The organism is Lactobacillus sp. UMNPBX6 (assembly GCF_002553975.1).
Classification (GTDB): domain Bacteria; phylum Bacillota; class Bacilli; order Lactobacillales; family Lactobacillaceae; genus Lactobacillus; species Lactobacillus gallinarum.
Window position 1 is genome coordinate 66,574 of the sequence record NZ_PCZD01000001.1, and the last position, 17,270, is coordinate 83,843.

The following is a 17,270-nucleotide window of genomic DNA, read 5'->3' on the forward strand; positions in this document are numbered from 1 at the left end:
AAACAAAATCCCTTATCATATATACTGATAAAGGGTTTTTCGTTTTAAAAAATAGGTGATAATAATCTTGAAAAGTATTGTTTGAATTTTAACCATGAAGACTGTTTGGCGAAGTATTCATTAGTTAAAAGAGTACATTTATCTAAGTCTTTTTCAAAAATTTCTTTTAATTCTTGAGTTAGGGCAGGATTATAATTGAATGAATTTACTTCGAAGTTTAATGTATAACTCCGGAAGTCTTGATTGGCAGAACCAACTGAAGAAATATTAGAGCCACTCACCATCGTTTTAGCATGAATAAAGCCATCATTATATTTATAAACTTTAACATTGTGAGCTACTAAGTATTTAGCATAATATTCCGTAGCTCGGTAAACAAATGGGTGATCAGGCATACATGGGATCATAATTCGCACATCAATTCCACTATTAGCAGCAATAATTAAAGCTTCAAGAATTGATTCTTCAGGAATTAAATAAGGCGTTTGAATATAGATATATTTTTTGGCTCCTGCAATGATTCCCTGGTAGCCTCGCCTAATTCCATAGTGTTGGTTGTCGGGACCTGAGGAAACAATCTGCATTGCTACATTCTTACTATCATTAATGTCCTTGCGGTTAACTCTAAATGATTTGAGTTCTTTTAATTCAAATTTAGGTAAATTAGTTCTTCTGATTGAAGTGTTCCAATCCATTGCAAAACGGACTTCCATTAAAACAGATGATTGTCCAATTACGCGCAAGTGAGTGTCGCGCCAATGACCAAATTTGGGTGATTTATTAACATATTGATCTCCAATATTAAATCCGCCAATATAACCAATGTGATGATCAATAATGACCAATTTTCTATGCAAATGATAATTAAGTCGAGGTGTAGTAAACCAGTGCTTTTTGGAAGTAGAAATGAATGGTTGAACCTCACCACCTAATTCACGCAGATGGTCAAAAAAAGCAGGCTTAGTGCCACGTGATCCAGAAGTATCATAAATCACCCGTACTTTAGCACCATTAGCTGCAGCCGCTTCTAGAGCCTTTAAAACTCGCTTGCCCAATTGATCAGAATAAAAAGTATAAAATTCCAAACTAATAGATTTTTTAGCATTTTTAATATCAAGGATCATTTGATCAAAAAGCTCTGGCCCAGAGGTAAAAACCTTAACTTGATTGTCAAAAGTTAAAATTGCATCATCATTGTTAAGATTTAATTCTGAAAGCATTCTTACCCGTGGAAGTCGTTCTTTTTCAGGCAAAAGATCATGTTCTTTAAGCATATCGCGCTGTTCAGCTAAATAATGTCTTTGCACCTTTTTCTGTTCTTCTTGAATAGCAAAAATTTCATCATGTGAAAGCTGACGTCCAAAGAAGAGATAGAGAATAAAGCCAATACCTGGCAAAACAGTTAATACCAGCATCCATGCCCAAGTTGCAACAACACTGCGACGACTTCTAAAAACCGTCCAAACAGCGAATGCAATGTTAATAATCCATAGTACTTCAATAGTTCTACGAATTATATCCCAAGTTAAAATCATAAGTAATTACTCCCTTGTAAGTAGTGTTATAGATAATTTTAGCAGAATTAAAGAAATAGTTATAAAACAGTTGAGTAAAAAATGCTTCTAATTGAATTATTTTTGATAAAATAAAGGTGAAAAATGGTATAAACACTACGGGGGTGGATTATGATGAGAAAGCAAATTATTTCTGCTGCAGGTATAATGTTGGCAGTTATTGGATTGGGCGTAGCAACTACACAAAGTGTTGACGCAGCCATTACCAATCCAGTTAGACAAGGTAAAAGATTAAATCTAACTAGAAATGCTACTGTTTATAATAAGCATGGTGTTAAAGTTGGACATCTGAGAAAGGGAAAACTTTACAAAGTACGTGCTATAAAGATAATTAATGGTGATACTTATGTAAAGATTCGTAAGAATAGATTTGTTAAAGAAGAAGCATTCTTGCCATATATGAAGTCCACTATAAAGGTAGTTAATAGAATTAAGAAGCCTTCCTTTATTTATGATGAGAAGGGCGAAAAAATTCCAGGCAAGTTTTTGAAGCGTGGCGCTAAGGTTAATTACTTAGGTCATAAAGAAATTAATGAAAAGCCATTTATTAAAATTGCCGATGGCGAATATGTTAAAGCTTTAAACGTCTTGACTACAGTTTCTAATTATTAGTCAAAATAAAAAGCACTCTGAAACTACAATGTAGTAATCAGAGTGCTTTTTTTATATTTTATAATTATCTATTTTTCATTACAGGTTGGTAAATCAAATCAATAATGACTGCAGCAACCAATGCCACTATAACCGTAATTAATAAGTTTTGCCAACTAATTTGAGCCATTGCCAAGCCACACAAGGCTAAAATAAATGTTAATGCGACGTCAGCAATTTGGACGATACCAACTAATTTAGATGGATAATCTTGCCAGAAGTATTTACGAGTTCTAGTAATCAATACAATTAGCATTGCACTAAGAACTAAGTAAACATAAACCATGGTAGAAATTGAATTATGACTCCAGCCATGTAAGTTTAGGTAGCTGACAAATGTGAAACCGATAATTGTCCAACCTGCAGCAAGTGAAAATGCAATTTTAGCTAATCTTGCCATATTCCAGTTTTCAGGCTTGTAAGTAATATGAGTCCGGTCAGTACCGATCATCATAGTTACCATATTATTCATAACTGTATAAATAACCATTGCGTTTAATGCCATTGGAATATAGTTGAAGAAGAGGTAACCAAAGGTTAAAAGCATAGTTAATTCGGCAGTTCTAGCGAGTTTAGTAAGTGACCAAGTAGTCATTCTTTGGTATACACGGTGACCCGCATCAAGAATCTTAACAATAGAACTTAAGCCGTCATCCAGAAGTACCATCTTACTTGAACGTTTAGCAACATCGGCAGCGTTAGAAACAGCAATACCAACTTCAGCTTGCTTTAAAGCAGGAGAATCGTTAACACCATCACCAGTCATACCAACGATGTAGCCTTTTTCTTGGAAGAATTTAACCATTTTAAGTTTGTCTTCAGGCAAAACATCGGCGATACCAGCTAATTCACCAACATCAGTGCTTTCATCGAAGTCATGAATAGAGATAACATTACCAGTTAAATCAACTTGTTCAGCGACAGCTGCAGCCGTTCTTTGGTTATCACCAGTTAACATAATTGGACGTACGCCACGCTTTTTAAGTTCTGCCAAAGCAGCCTTGGAATCTTTTCTTACCTTATCTTGTAAGATAAAGACTCCTGCAAGCTTATCATCGATCAACACAGCAACTGAACGTCCAGCCTTAAAGTTAATACCTTCGACCACTTCATTAGCATTTTTATCGATTAAGGAAAGTTGCTTAAATGAACCTAACTTAACGTTATGACCATCAACTTCTGCCATAGAATAACCGGTGTCAGAAGTAAATGGGGTGAAGTGATCAACGTCCATGACAGGGATGCCATTTTCTTTTAAGTATTCATCAATAGCAATATCAATAATACCTGCATTACGTTTGTCGGTTGCACTACCAGCTAAAACTAAAACGTCTTGATCAGGTAAATCACTTAAATCGCTCCAGCTAGCAACGGCTGTTTTATTTTCAGTGATTGTACCGGTCTTATCAAGTAAAAGTAAGTTTAAGTTAGCCGCATCTTGAATACCGGTTAAATCGGCAGTTAAGACGCCTTCTTTACTTAAGCGAGTTGCTTCAAATGAGTTGGATAATGCAAAAGTTGATGGCATGGCAACAGGAATTGAAGCAATAAACATCATAGCCAAGAATGGCAACATATTAATAAAGGTATCGAAATTGCCGCCCTTAAAGAATGAAGCAATGATGATAACTAAGGTAAGTACACCATCGAGTAAGCAAAGGTAGTAGATAATCTTTGTTAAAAGTTGTTGCAAGTGACCAGGTGCAGCTGAGTTGTTAATCAAATTAATGGTTTTACCACTTCTAGAATCCTTACCAGTTGCAGTAACGATTGCTAAGCCGTCGCCCTCAACTACAGTGGTACCAGCATAAGCTGTATCATCGATATTCTTTTTAACAGCTTTAGATTCACCAGTAATTGAACTTTCGTCACAGGCAATGTTGCCACTAACTATTTTTACGTCAGCAGCTAAAACATCCCCACGTTGAAGTGAAATTAAATCGCCTTTAACCAATTGCTTAGAGTCAATTTTAATCCACTTACCATCACGCTCTACAGCAACTTTAGGCGTTAATTCGTGTGAGATGGTATTTAATACCCGTCGTGATTGCTTCTTCTTTGATGCACCGTTAAAAGCTGCAAAAAGAAGCATGAATAAAACAAATAATGATTGAATCCACTTGCCGAGGATACATTCAAGGATTAATGCACCTTCAAGAATCCAAGCAGAGAGATTCCATAATTTTGATAAAAATTCCTTAAAGAAGTTGTATTCAGGTTCAGGAACTTCGTTTAGACCATCTTCTTTAAGTCGTTTTTCTGCTTCGGCTTGAGTTAAGCCGTGAAATTTTTCAGACATTTTATTCCCTCCAAATCTACCTTAATAAAGTAGCACATATGTTGTGGAGATGAAAATACTAAATTAAAATATAAGATATAAAAAATTTTAATAAGACCTGTAACCAAAATAAAAAGGATAGATCAATGAATATTAAACAATTACGTTACTTTTTAGTAGTAGCCGAAGAAAAACAAATCACGTCTGCGGCTAAAAGACTTTATATTGCGCAACCACCGTTAAGTTATCAATTAAAGCAATTGGAAAAAGAATTGGGAGCACAATTATTCAAGCGGACTGCTCATGGTATCGAATTAACGGATGCGGGACAAATTTTACAGAGCTATGCTAGTGAAATCTTATCGCTATCTGAAAGTGCTAAGAATCAGGTCCACAAGACCATTTCTGGCGAATTAGGCACAGTTGCAATTGGAATGGCTTCTTCATCAACTGGTCTTATTCCTATGAAGAATTTTCAAGCCTTAACTGAATTTTATCCTGAAATTAACTTTGATATTTATGAGGACAATACTTTTGGTATTATCGATAAATTGGAAAAGAAAACAATCGATTTAGGTATTGTTCGTACTCCCTATAATCGTAACGGTTTAAAGGCGAAAACCTTAACTACAGAAAGAATGATGGCAGTTACTGTTGATCCTAAATTTAAGGATAAAACGGAATTAAGAATTAAAGATTTAAATGAGCAGCCTCTTATTATCTACCGGCGATTTGAAGAGATTTTTAATCAAACTTTTGCTCATCATGGAATTAAACCGTTTTATGCTGTTAAATGTGATGATTCCAGAACAGCGATCACCTGGGCTAAACGAAAAATGGGAGTGGCTCTTGTTCCGGAATCCATTGCCTCTACATATGCTCCTGGTGATCTTATTCCGATTAAGCATAGTAACTGGATAACACATTTACAATTAGCATGGCGTAAAGATCAAAAGGTTACGCCATTAATGAAAAGAATAATTGATGCTTTAAGCCTTTAAGATTGTAACTTGTAACTAATTGATCCATAATTATTGTAAGCGGATACATAATTTTAGGAGACGATATAATGACTGACTTAATTCATGTTTATTCCGAAATTGGCAAATTGAAAACAGTTATGTTACATCGACCAGGAAAAGAATTAGAAAATCTTTCACCGGATATTTTAAATCGGATGTTAATTGATGATATTCCGTATTTGAAAATTGCACAAAAAGAACATGATTATTTTGCCCATACTTTGGAAAAACAGGGAGTTCATGTCGTTTATTTAGAAGATTTATTAGCACAATCTTTGACTAATAAAGATGTCCGCACGAAATTTGTAGATCAATTATTAGAAGAATCTAACATCAAAAAAGAAGATCCATTACATCAACTGTTAATGGATTATTTAATGGCCTTGCCAGTAAATGACATGGTTAAACAGATAATTGCTGGAATTAGAAAAAATGAAATACAAAATATAACACCTTCATTAGCCGATCTAGCTGAAGATCCAGATTATCCATTTTACTTAGATCCGATGCCAAATGTATATTTTACCCGTGATCAACAAGCGGCAATTGCTAATGGCATAACTATTAATAGGATGACATTTAGAGCTAGAAGACGTGAATCTTTATTTATGGAAGCTATATTGAAGCATCATCCCAAATTTAAAGATGCCAATATTCCTGTCTGGCGAGATCGTTATACTCATGGGCGCTTAGAGGGCGGCGATGAATTAGTTTTGAACAATCATGTTTTAGCGATTGGTATTTCTCAAAGAACTTCAGCAGCTGCCATTACCGATCTTGCTCATAGTCTTTTTGGTCATTCTAGTTATGACACAATTTTAGCAATCAAAATACCGCACAATCATGCTATGATGCACTTAGACACGGTCTTTACAATGATTAATTATGATCAATTCACCGTTCATCCTTTTATTTTAGATAAAGCAGGGAAAATTGATATTTATGTTTTAGAGCAAGACGATCATGGTGAGGTTAAAATTACGCCAGAAAATGATTTGGTTAAAGTTTTAAAGAAATACTTACACGTATCAGAGATTGACTTAATTCCGACTGGCAATGGTGATTCGATTGCGGCTGCTTGTGAACAATGGAATGACGGCTCAAATACCTTGGCTATTGCACCAGGTGAAGTCGTTACTTATGATCGTAATTATGTATCAAATGATTTGTTAAGAAAACATGGCATTTTAGTTCATAAGATTCATTCAAGTGAGCTTTCTCGTGGTCGCGGAGGACCAAGATGCATGTCATGTCCACTTGTTCGTGAAGATTTGTAAGAGGCAGAAAAATGAAATATTTACAAAACGTTTTTCAAGGTAGAAGTTTATTAAAATGCAAGGATTATACTCCAGCAGAGATTAATTACTTAATTGATTTTGCACTTCATTTAAAAGAACTAAAGAAAATATCCCTCACGAATATTTAAAGGGCAAGAATATAGCTCTTTTATTTGAAAAATCTTCAACAAGAACGCGCTCAGCCTTTGTTGTTGCTTGCAATGACTTAGGCGCAAATCCTGAATATATGGGTGCTGGTGAAATTCACTTAGGTAAAAAAGAAAGCATTGAAGATACTGCAAAAGTTTTGGGCAGTATGTTTGATGGTATTGAATATCGTGGCTTTGCTCAAAAGGATGTAGAAGACCTGGCCAAGTATTCTGGTGTACCTGTCTGGAACGGATTGACCGATAAATGGCACCCAACGCAAATGTTAGCCGACTTTATGACCATTAAAGAAAAGTTTGGTCACCTAAAGGGGCTTACTTTAGCTTATGTAGGAGATGGCCGCGATAACGTTGCCGACAGTCTTTTAGTAGCTGGAAGTATGTTGGGAGTTAACGTCCACATAGTTACGCCAAAGCCTTTGTTTACTCATCCAGATGTACAAAAGATTGCGCAGGATTTTGCCCAAGATTCTGGTTCTAAGAATTTGATTACTGATGACATTGAAAAAGGCGTTAAAGGAGCCAATATTATTTACACTGATGTCTGGGTATCAATGGGTGAAAATGACTGGAGCGAGAGAATTAAGTTATTAAAGCCTTATACGGTCACAATGAAAATGATGCAAATGACGGGAACTCCAGATGATCAATTGATCTTTATGCACTGTTTACCAGCATTTCACGATCGCACTACTAAAGTTGACGAAGAAATTTATGAAAAGTATGGTTTAAGTGAAATGGAAGTTACTGATGAAGTCTTTAACTCTCAATACGCTTGGCAATTTACTGAAGCGGAAAATAGATTGCATTCTATCAAAGCAATAATGGCCGCTACTTTAGGCAATTTATTTATTCCATCAGTTAATGAAGGAAGTAAATAAAATGAAAAGAATAGTTGTAGCTTTGGGTGGCAATGCTATTCAAGCAGGTGATAATAGTGCAGCTGCTCAAGAAAAGCAAGTGGAAAAGGCAATGAAAGTCGTTGCTAAAATGATTGAAAAGGGAGATCAAGTAGCGATTGTTCATGGTAATGGACCACAAGTTGGTAATTTGCTTTTGCAGCAATATAAAGGCTCTAGCAAAGATAATCCTGCAATGCCACTTGATACCGTAGTCGCAATGACTCAAGGCAGTATTGGTTATTGGATGCAAAAGGCTTTAGATGATCAATTTAAGCATACCGACTATCCACATCAAGCCGTTGCCCTAATCACTCAGATAATAGTTGATGCTAATGATCCGGCTTTCAAGAATTCTACTAAGCCAATTGGCCCGTTTTATACTTTTAATGAAATGCAGAAACAAAAAATCTATCATCCTGAATATAGTTATAAGCAAGATGCAGGTCGAGGTTACCGGCAAGTAGTTTCATCCCCAAAGCCCGTCAAGATTATTAATGCACCAGTTATTGATACTTTACTGAAGAGTAAATTTGTCCCAATTGCTGCGGGAGGTGGCGGCATCCCTGTAGTAATAAAGGATAATAATTTGCAAGGGGTAGCAGGAGTAATTGATAAAGATTTTAGTGCCGCAAAATTAGCTGAAGATATTCAAGCAGATGAGTTAGTTATTTTGACTACTGTTGATAATGCTTATGTGAACTATAATCAGCCTGATCAAGCTCCTATTGGAAAAGTAAAAGTAGATCAACTAAAGAAGTATCTAGAAGCTGGTCAATTTGCAGCAGGTAGCATGAAACCTAAAATTGAAGCTGTCATTAATTTCGTAGAGAAAACAGGAAATACTGCAATCATTACTTCTTTAAGAAATGCAAGTAAACTTGATGATGGAGTAGGTACAATCGTTTATAATTAATTGCGGTGAGATAATAATGAATATTTTTCAAGAAGGAAATCCGCAAGATATTGCTCAAGTGTTAGCTGTAAAGGATTATCGTGTAGCTTTACAACAAAAGATTTTTCAAAAATATCCCGATACTACGTTAGTTGATATTAATTTAAATATTCCGGGTCCAATTAAGAATAATCAATATTTGATTGAACTGTTTAATTATGGAATCAAGCAATTAGAAAAAGAGTGGCAGGATAAAAATTATAATTATCGATTGGTAAAAGCATTGAATATTGATGCTGGATGTGAAAATTTTTATATTTTGCAGGAATCTAGCAAGAAGGTTAAATTATCGACTATTTCATTTGAAGAGAATAGTTCGGTTGGTCGATTATTCGATGCCGACGTACTAGTTAAAGGCAGACCTGCGATTTCACGTAAAGAATTAAATTATGCAAGTCGCCGTTGCTACTTATGTGATCGTCCTGCTAAAGAATGTGCACGATCACGTCGACATTCAGTACAGGAAATGCAAAAGTATATTTCTAGTTTATATACAAAGTATGTAAATAAGTAAAACGGGATGACAGGTATATTCATCCCGTTTTTTCATCTAAATCTTAAGAAAAGCTAACGAAAAACACATAAAATGATCTAAAATATAAGTAAGATTATTAAGACAGTATATTTTTATAAGGAAAATTATGAAATTAAAGAAAAACCAAGACAATTTAAAACAAATTGCTTCATTGATTGAATACGCTTTTTTAAAAGATTCTGATTTAACTACAGATGCCAATTTTATGAGTCGGTATGATCATAGTGATGGATATGGATATTTTGATCAAGGAAAATTGACTAGTTATATGATGGTAAATCAATTTAAGGGTGAAATATTTGGTCATCATGTTCCAATAGCTGGGATTGGCTATGTATCATCCTATCCTGAATGTAGAGGACGGGGCCATATTTCTAAATTAATGGAAGAAGTTATTCATGATTTGCATGAAAATAAAATTCCGGTGGCAAATTTAGCTCCTTTTTCAGAAGATTTTTATCGTCATTATGGCTTTAGCAATAGTATTTATCAAAAAGAATATCGCTTTTCTGGGGATGCTTTAGCTTCCTTTAAATTACCTCGTAAGGGTAAGGTGATTCGCGGAAAATGGGATGATTTGATTGTTCAAAATGGCGTAATTCAGTTATATGAACGTCAATTACATACTGATGACGAGAGAAATACTATTATTAGAGAAGCTTGGTGGTGGAATAGATTAGATAGTTACTACCATCATCGAGATATTGCGGTTTATTTTGATAATGCCGGTCGTCCAATGAGTTACTTGATTTATCGGATAGTTGATAATTGCTTTATGGCAGATGAATTATATTCAATTACCCCTCAAGGATTATCAAGCATATTAGGCTTTATGGCATCTCATATAGGTTCAGTTAAAGAGTTTTGTATGATGCTACCTGAGAAATCATTATTGGCCGAGCTTTTCCCAGAACAGAATGAATTAGACATTCAACTTCATCCATATATGATGAGTAGAATTATTGATTTTCAAAAAGTTTTGTCATGCATGCGGCCACTGCAAGAAGGTACTTTTAACATTGAAGTTAATTATGATGATCAATGTCCTTGGAATATTGGCGTTTGGCAATTGAATAATCACAATCGTGAAGTTACGTGTGAGCGTAAAGAAGATGAATTAGTTGATTTTTCTGGGCCAATCACCGCATGGACCCAAGTTCTTTTAGGCCGTTTAACTTTAAAGGCTGCTATTGAATTGGGTCTAATAACAAATTATCGTATTAAAAAGTTAGATTTTGTAAAAGGCAAAGTTTCATTTTATGATTATTTTTAAGGAAAGAAGGCATTAAAAATGAGTAAGCAAAAGAAAGTTAGATTACTAAAATTTTTAAGCGTAGTGATTAGTGGGATAAATGTGGTTATTTCGCTGCTGATCATGCTCAATAAGTACCAAATTAGAAAAGATAAAAAGCAGATAGCTGACGAAGGTCATGCTCCCTTGGATGAAGATTAACTATGAAAACATTAAAAATAGCATATTTTAACCAGCTTGGTAGAAAAGATTTAGATCGAGTTGTAGACCAGTTTACGCAAAAATATCCTAATATAAAAATTAGTCTAATTGGTATGGGACATGATGAAGTCTTTGATAAACTAGCTGAGCAAGATGTTGATTTAGCAATTAATGATCTGCGGGATGAACAGGTTGATTTTAATTCACAAATCTTAGGTCAAAAAGCTGTCATGGCTATTCTACAAAAGGGTAGTTATCCTAGCGGTATCCAGATGATTAATAAAGATGATTTAGTTGATTTAACTTGTTTTATTGTCGCTAAACCAGAAGAAGAGGCCGCAGAACTTCATTTATTTAAGGATATTTATCAGATTCAAAGTCCATTTATTGCTTCAAATTCTGTAGAAGAAGCAGCATTATTAGTAGCCTCTGGATCAGGATATTTCTTGATGAATGAAGCGACTGCTGGTTTGATCAGTAATGATACTTTGCAGCAATTATTTTTATTGTCTAATGGACAACAAATGTGGCAAAAAATCGCAGCCTTCTATACAAATGAAGATGCCAAAATTAAAGATTTCATTTCATTAGTTCAAAAATTATATTAATCTATCTTTAAGTAACAAAATACTGTAGAATTAATAATGAAAGCGAATCCATAATTTTACAACTGGAGATGATTTTTATGCTAATAAGAAAGTTATTGCCTTTATCTGCAATGGTATTGGCTTTAGGCTTGAGTGTATTAACAACTCATGTAAATGCCACTGATAATACTTATGGTAATGGAGCAATTATTACAGTGCCTAAAAAGATGCAAGGTACATGGTATTCATATGACCGTAACGCTCATAATGGTAGAAAAATTACTTTTACTGCACATACGGTTAATGGAAAAATTATTTACACTCAAGATAAATCGATTATTAGTGATTACTTTAATGGTAATATCCAAAATCAAACCGATTTTGATCATGTAACTAAAAATTGGATGTCGGGCCAAACGACTAAGATGAAAAATCATCTATTTTATGAAATTAATCCATGGATTAGTTTTGAAAATTGGAGCCTTTATAGAGTAATGCCGCAAAAAATTAATGGTAAAAAACATAATGTTTTGCTATATTCAAGCAGATATGATGGTGGTAATTACTACAGAAGCAAAAAATTAGCTAAACAAATGAAAAATTATAAGTTTAAAAAAGTAGACTATCATTTGTAAAATTTGAATAATAAGAAAATGCTTCGATCACGAAAAGATTTGAAGCATTTTTTAATGGTATTTTACTTCAAATTAAATAAATTATGTTAAGCTAGTTTTGGTAGTCACTTTTTTGTGAAAATAGCATATAATATCAATAAAAATTAAAATTGGTAGGAAAGAAAAATGAAATTAGAAAAAGCACCTGTTTTAAATTTATTTAGATTAGAAATAGATCCAAAAAATCATGAAAATTATACTCAAAAAGTAGAAGAGTATATGTTAAATGCCGATCATGCCTTGTTTATGCAGAGTGGTCATGAAGATCAAAAAGAATATAAGAACTACTTGATCGAAAGCTACCAAGATGATGCTGCTTATCAACAACACGAAGATACAAGTCAGGTTCAACAATTTGAACATAATCTGAAAGATATTGTGACTAGTCAAGTTAAAGTTGAATTATATCCTGAATTTATCTCAACTAAACCTGAAAATTTAGCTGTTACGCACGACAATGATTACGTGGTTTATTTAACCGAAATTGGTGTACAATTGGGCAAAGGTGATGAATTTGCCAATGCGGTAATGAAAGAAATGAAAACTGCGGTTGAAAAAGAAGATGGAATTTTGGCTATGATTGCCGGTACTATTATGAATCAACCTAATGAATGGTTTTCACTAGAGGTATACCGGACTGAAGAAGCATATGAAAAGCATCTAAAGACCAAGCATTTTAAAAAGTATCTTGAAGCTACTAAGTATTCCGTAGAAAGTAAGGGACTACATTTGCTTAAGCCTGACTGTATAGTAGATCAGGGAGAAATTTTTTATAGACCATAACAAAAAAGCAAGTTATTTGATTGAAATAGCTTGCTTTTAAATTATCTACGATTATTATGATTTCTTATTTTAACGGGAAGAGGTTTATTAACTAATGTAGAACTAATAGCCATAATCCCTGCAGTTGCCAAAGTAGCTGCAATAATTATTAATTTAATCAATATTATTTTCCTTTCAATAAGTTATCTATAATGTAACAATCAAATCTTAAGAATTTATATTGAAAAATTAATAGAATGATTAAGAATAGGACTATGCAAAATTAAACTTACCAAGTAAAATTGTATTAGAGTCAAGTCTAATGCTATTCCCGAAGTCAATCTATTTACTAAAAGTAAATGATTGGCTTTTTTGTTTAAAGTTGATATACAATTACGTAATCATGATTATGTAAACTAATCTTCAGCGATAAAGTTTTCGTAAATGGTTTTAATAACTGCTTCTTCATCTTTACGTCTAGTGCCAATCATAATTGAAATTTGTGATGCACCTTGGTTAATCATTTGAATAGAAATATCTTTTTTACCAAGAGGATAAAGAAGACTGGCACAAAGGGTTAGTTTATCTTTCATCCCTTCACCAACGACCATTGTAATAGCATAATCATCAATCCACTGCATTTGATCTGGATTCAAACTAGTTTGAATTTCATTGCAAATCACGTCAATTAATTGGTCATTTAATGCATCCTTCTTAAAAATTACAGTTAAATCATCAATCCCAGAGGGCATATGTTCGTAAGAGACGTGGTGTCGATTAAAGATTTCCATTAATTTTAGAGTAAAACCAGCGCCCTTATTCAACATGTATTTTCTTAAATAAAGAGCTGCAAAATTTTTGCCACCAGCGATGCCGGTTATCGTCTTTTTAGCTGTGAATCCTTCTTCTGGTACAATTAAAGTACCGGGCTTTTCTGGAGCATTTGTATTTTTAACGTTAACTGGAATTTCTCCTTGAATGGCAGGAATCAAAGCTTCGTCATGAAAAACGGAAAAACCGGCATATGATAATTCTCGCATTTCCTGGTAGGTCATTTTTTTAATAGGCTTAGGATGGTCAATGATATTAGGATTTGCGGAGAAAATGGCATCAACATCAGTAAAGTTTTCGTATAAATCTGCATTAAATCCACGAGCTAGAATGGCACCAGTAATGTCAGAACCTCCCCGTGAAAATGTGGCAATATGTGCTGACGGAGTAATACCATAAAAACCTGGGAAAATAATTCGCTCGTCTTTATTTAATTTAATTCTTTTCAAATTTACATATGTCTCAGGATTAACCTCTGCATTATTAGGAGTACCAGTAACTATCAAACCAACATCTTTAGGTTCTAAAAAACGAGTTTTGATCCCTTGATGGTTAAGGATTTTAGTAATTAACATGGCATTTAGGCGTTCGCCATGTGCTTTAAAAGCAGCCATTCTATAGTCAGCATTCGGATAATCGAGTTGAGGTAAAGTTAATAGCAGTCGCTTAATTTCGCTTAGTTCTTTTTCAGGTAGATTAAAATATTGAGCAATTAATTCATAACGCTTGAAAATTTTATTAGCGATATCATCGTAATTGTTGCTTCTTAAACTAGCATAGGCGTATGTAATTAATAGATCAGTTACTTTAATATCATCGTCATTTCTTTTACCAGGTGCAGAAACCACAATTACTTTACGTTCTGGATCATCTTTAATGATTTTTAACGCTTTATCTACGTTGTTGCCTGTAGCAAGCGATGAACCACCAAATTTTACAACTTTCATATTTTTCCCTCGAATTATTTTAAGTCTAAAATTGAACTAATTACTAATTCCATATTTTGTGGCTCGATTACTTTTTCTAAGCTTGGTTTACGATCAAATAATGTTCGCACGCCAATCGATAATTGACCGCCTAATTCCTCGTAGAGCTTTTTAATTGCGGCAATACCTGTTTGAGGACAAACGCGTCCTGTGATAGCTTCATACACTGTTTCTGGAAATTTATATGGACTTGCGGTTGAAACAATTACCATTGGAGTGGTATCACCAGTTTTTTCTTGGTATTGATGAGCAACATATGAGCCAACAGCGGTATGGGGATCGATGACGTAGCGATCATAATTGTAGATGCGGTTAATTTCTTTAACTACTTGTCTTTCCGTCGCAAAATCAGCTGCAAAAATGTCCTGAAGTTTTGAAAGGATGTCATCACTAATGTGATAGTGGCCGCGTTGAGTTAATTGATTCATTAAACTATTGATTTGTTGATGGTCGCCGTCGTAAAGGTCAAATAATAGTCTCTCAAGATTGCTGGAAACTAAGATATCCATTGCAGGTGCATTGGTCAAATGGAATTTGCGACGACGGTCATATTCACCATTTTTAAAGAAATCAGTCAGTACATTATTTTCATTTGAAGCACAAATTAGTTTCTTAATTGGCAAACCTAGTTTTTTAGCATAATAACCTGCTAAAATATCTCCAAAATTGCCAGTAGGTACAGAAAAGTTAATCTGATCACCTAATTTAATTTCTTGTCTGCGTACTAATTGACCATATGTATAAAGATAGTATGAGATTTGTGGTACAAGACGACCAATATTCATTGAGTTGGCTGAAGAGAATTGATAGCCATTTTTATTCAACTGAGTCTTAAATTTAGTATCATTGAAGATTTTCTTTACTTCGGTTTGTGCATCATCAAAATTGCCTTTAATAGCGATTGCTTGGAGGTTGTCTCCGTGTTGACTAAGCATCTGACGAAGTTGAACTGGACTAACGCCACCTTCAGGATAAAAGACAATAACGTTAGTACCTTGTTGATTGGCAAAACCACGCATAGAAGCGGTCCCCGTGTCTCCAGAGGTTGCAGTCAGGATAATAATGTCACGATCAATTTTTTCGATTTGCACAGCACGTGTCATTAATTGCGGCAACATTTGCAAAGCAATATCTTTAAAGGCAAGAGTTGGTCCGTGGAATAATTCCATGTAGAAGTTATGATCATGCTTTTCAATCGGAACAATGCTGCGATCATCCCATTGTTCACTGTATGCATTAAGTACAGCGCTTTGAATCTGTTCTTTGGAATAATCATCAAAAAACAAACTAATTACCATTGCAGCTATTTGTTTATAAGATAATTTTGGCAAATCTTCTAATTTAAAATTTGCATGAGGAAAATCTGTTGGAACATATAAGCCACCGTCTGGCGCTAAGCCTTGAATAATAGCGGCAGCTGAATTTAACGTATTTTCTTTTGAACCTCGAGTACTACGATATTTCATAAAGCATCTTCCTATTCTTAAGTCTTAATTAATATATTAAACATTGTAACTTGTTTTTACCATATGTTACAATCATAAAAATAAGAAAAGAATTAAAAAAGAGTGATAGATAAAGATGACAATAAAAATAGCGTTACTTGGGTTAGGAACAGTAGGTTCTGGTATTTTAGACATTATAAAAAGTGATAATGGAAAAATTGAACAGACAAGTGGGCAAAAGATTGTTGTTAAAAAAGCCCTCGTTCGAAATAAAGAAAAGTATCAAAAATTTGCACATTCAGTTAATATAATTACTGATTTTAATGATATTTTAAGCGATCCCGAAATTGAAATCGTGGCAGAATTGATGGGTGGATTACATCCCGCAAAAGAATATATTAGTGAGGCATTGCGTGCCGGTAAGAATGTAGTAACCGCTAATAAAGATCTGATGGCTGCTTTTGGAACGGAATTAATTAAACTGGCCCAAGATAATCGTTGTGACTTAATGTATGATGCAAGTGTTGCTGGAGGCATCCCGATTTTACGAACATTAAGTGATTCTTATGTTGGAGACCATATTTTAGAAATTCAAGGTATTGTTAATGGCACAACAAATTATATTTTGTCGCAAATGAATAAAAAGGGACTAAGCTACGAAACTGCCTTGAAACATGCGCAAGAACTGGGTTTTGCGGAAGCAGATCCAACTAATGATGTCACAGGTAAAGATGCTGCATATAAAATGATTTTGTTGTGTCAATTTGCTTTTGGTGCACATGTTAAGATTACTGATTTCAATGTTGAGGGAATAGACCATTTACAAGACTTTGACTTGCAACAAGCTAAAGAATTGGGATATCCGATTAAGCTAATTGGCATTGCTAAAAAGGTGGCGGATAAATTATTTGTAGAAGTTGCTCCGTGTCTTTTGCCTGCAGATAGCTTAATGGCAAATATAGAAAATGAGATTAATGCTTTACAAATTAAAAGTCGAAATTTGGGAACGGCATTATTAACCGGACCGGGAGCAGGTAGTTTAGCCACTGCCAATTCGGTTATGAATGATATTGTTAGTGAAGTTAAAAATCTGGTTAATAAAACTAATGGCCAATTATTGAAACTGTCAAATCTTTTGTGTAAATAGATCTTTCTCGTAAATTGATTTTTTAAT

Annotated in this window: 15 protein-coding genes and 1 pseudogene; 12 read left to right on the top strand and 4 right to left on the bottom strand. The window is 34.2% G+C overall.

The genetic code is table 11. The features are described from left to right. Positions 1–44: 44 nt before the first annotated feature. Positions 45–1,535 (bottom strand): cardiolipin synthase, encoded by a 1,491-nt coding sequence (gene cls, locus CP357_RS00290; RefSeq protein ID WP_098036255.1) that lies wholly within the window; start codon positions 1,533–1,535, stop codon positions 45–47. Positions 1,536–1,685: 150 nt separating this feature from the next. Here cls and CP357_RS00295 point away from each other — a divergent pair, with 150 nt between their 5' ends. Then, on the top strand, positions 1,686–2,186 hold the full coding sequence (locus tag CP357_RS00295) for an SLAP domain-containing protein (protein WP_025005953.1): 501 nt from the start codon (positions 1,686–1,688) through the stop codon (positions 2,184–2,186). 64 nt (positions 2,187–2,250) lie between these two features. On the opposite strand, the gene CP357_RS00300 is transcribed toward CP357_RS00295, so the two are convergent. Then, the gene (locus CP357_RS00300) at positions 2,251–4,524 is read right to left on the bottom strand and encodes an HAD-IC family P-type ATPase (RefSeq protein ID WP_098036256.1); all 2,274 of its coding nucleotides are present in this window, start codon (positions 4,522–4,524) and stop codon (positions 2,251–2,253) included. A gap of 125 nt (positions 4,525–4,649) precedes the next feature. On the opposite strand from CP357_RS00300, the gene CP357_RS00305 reads away from it, so the two are divergent. The 10 genes and pseudogenes from CP357_RS00305 to CP357_RS00350 all read left to right on the top strand — a co-directional run bounded on the left by CP357_RS00305 (position 4,650) and on the right by CP357_RS00350 (position 12,855). Continuing rightward, on the top strand, positions 4,650–5,504 hold the full coding sequence (locus CP357_RS00305; protein ID WP_087176044.1) for a LysR family transcriptional regulator: 855 nt from the start codon (positions 4,650–4,652) through the stop codon (positions 5,502–5,504). Between the two features lie 68 nt (positions 5,505–5,572). Beyond that, positions 5,573–6,802 (top strand): arginine deiminase, encoded by a 1,230-nt coding sequence (gene arcA / locus CP357_RS00310; protein ID WP_098036257.1) that lies wholly within the window; start codon positions 5,573–5,575, stop codon positions 6,800–6,802. A gap of 11 nt (positions 6,803–6,813) precedes the next feature. Then, positions 6,814–7,850: pseudogene (gene argF, locus CP357_RS00315) on the top strand (ornithine carbamoyltransferase). A 1-nt stretch (position 7,851) separates the two neighbouring features. After that, complete coding sequence (arcC, locus tag CP357_RS00320; protein WP_098036258.1) at positions 7,852–8,784, top strand: carbamate kinase; 933 nt, start codon at positions 7,852–7,854, stop codon at positions 8,782–8,784. Positions 8,785–8,800: 16 nt separating this feature from the next. Beyond that, positions 8,801–9,337 carry a citrate lyase holo-[acyl-carrier protein] synthase gene (citX, locus tag CP357_RS00325; protein ID WP_098036259.1) on the top strand — a complete coding sequence of 179 codons (537 nt, stop codon included), beginning with the start codon at positions 8,801–8,803 and terminating at the stop codon, positions 9,335–9,337. Between the two features lie 127 nt (positions 9,338–9,464). Next, a complete protein-coding gene (gene eis, locus CP357_RS00330) occupies positions 9,465–10,631 on the top strand; it encodes an enhanced intracellular survival protein Eis (RefSeq protein WP_098036260.1) in 1,167 nt (388 codons plus the stop codon). Positions 10,632–10,649: 18 nt separating this feature from the next. Beyond that, entirely contained in the window at positions 10,650–10,811 is a 162-nt protein-coding gene (locus tag CP357_RS10265; RefSeq protein WP_087176048.1) for a hypothetical protein, read from the top strand. A 2-nt stretch (positions 10,812–10,813) separates the two neighbouring features. After that, a complete protein-coding gene (locus CP357_RS00340; RefSeq protein ID WP_098036261.1) occupies positions 10,814–11,419 on the top strand; it encodes a LysR family transcriptional regulator substrate-binding protein in 606 nt (201 codons plus the stop codon). A gap of 68 nt (positions 11,420–11,487) precedes the next feature. Then, complete coding sequence (locus CP357_RS00345) at positions 11,488–12,033, top strand: hypothetical protein (protein WP_098036262.1); 546 nt, start codon at positions 11,488–11,490, stop codon at positions 12,031–12,033. 165 nt (positions 12,034–12,198) lie between these two features. Then, the gene (locus tag CP357_RS00350; RefSeq protein WP_087235471.1) at positions 12,199–12,855 is read left to right on the top strand and encodes a putative quinol monooxygenase; all 657 of its coding nucleotides are present in this window, start codon (positions 12,199–12,201) and stop codon (positions 12,853–12,855) included. A gap of 395 nt (positions 12,856–13,250) precedes the next feature. On the opposite strand, the gene CP357_RS00355 is transcribed toward CP357_RS00350, so the two are convergent. Together CP357_RS00355 and thrC are read right to left on the bottom strand one after the other, a co-directional pair. After that, the gene (locus CP357_RS00355; RefSeq protein ID WP_087363180.1) at positions 13,251–14,612 is read right to left on the bottom strand and encodes an aspartate kinase; all 1,362 of its coding nucleotides are present in this window, start codon (positions 14,610–14,612) and stop codon (positions 13,251–13,253) included. 14 nt (positions 14,613–14,626) lie between these two features. Next, positions 14,627–16,117: a threonine synthase gene (gene thrC, locus CP357_RS00360; RefSeq protein ID WP_056945525.1), complete on the bottom strand. Its 1,491-nt coding sequence runs from the start codon at positions 16,115–16,117 to the stop codon at positions 14,627–14,629. A gap of 115 nt (positions 16,118–16,232) precedes the next feature. Here thrC and CP357_RS00365 point away from each other — a divergent pair, with 115 nt between their 5' ends. Continuing rightward, positions 16,233–17,243 (top strand): homoserine dehydrogenase, encoded by a 1,011-nt coding sequence (locus CP357_RS00365; protein ID WP_098036263.1) that lies wholly within the window; start codon positions 16,233–16,235, stop codon positions 17,241–17,243. Positions 17,244–17,270 lie beyond the last annotated feature (27 nt).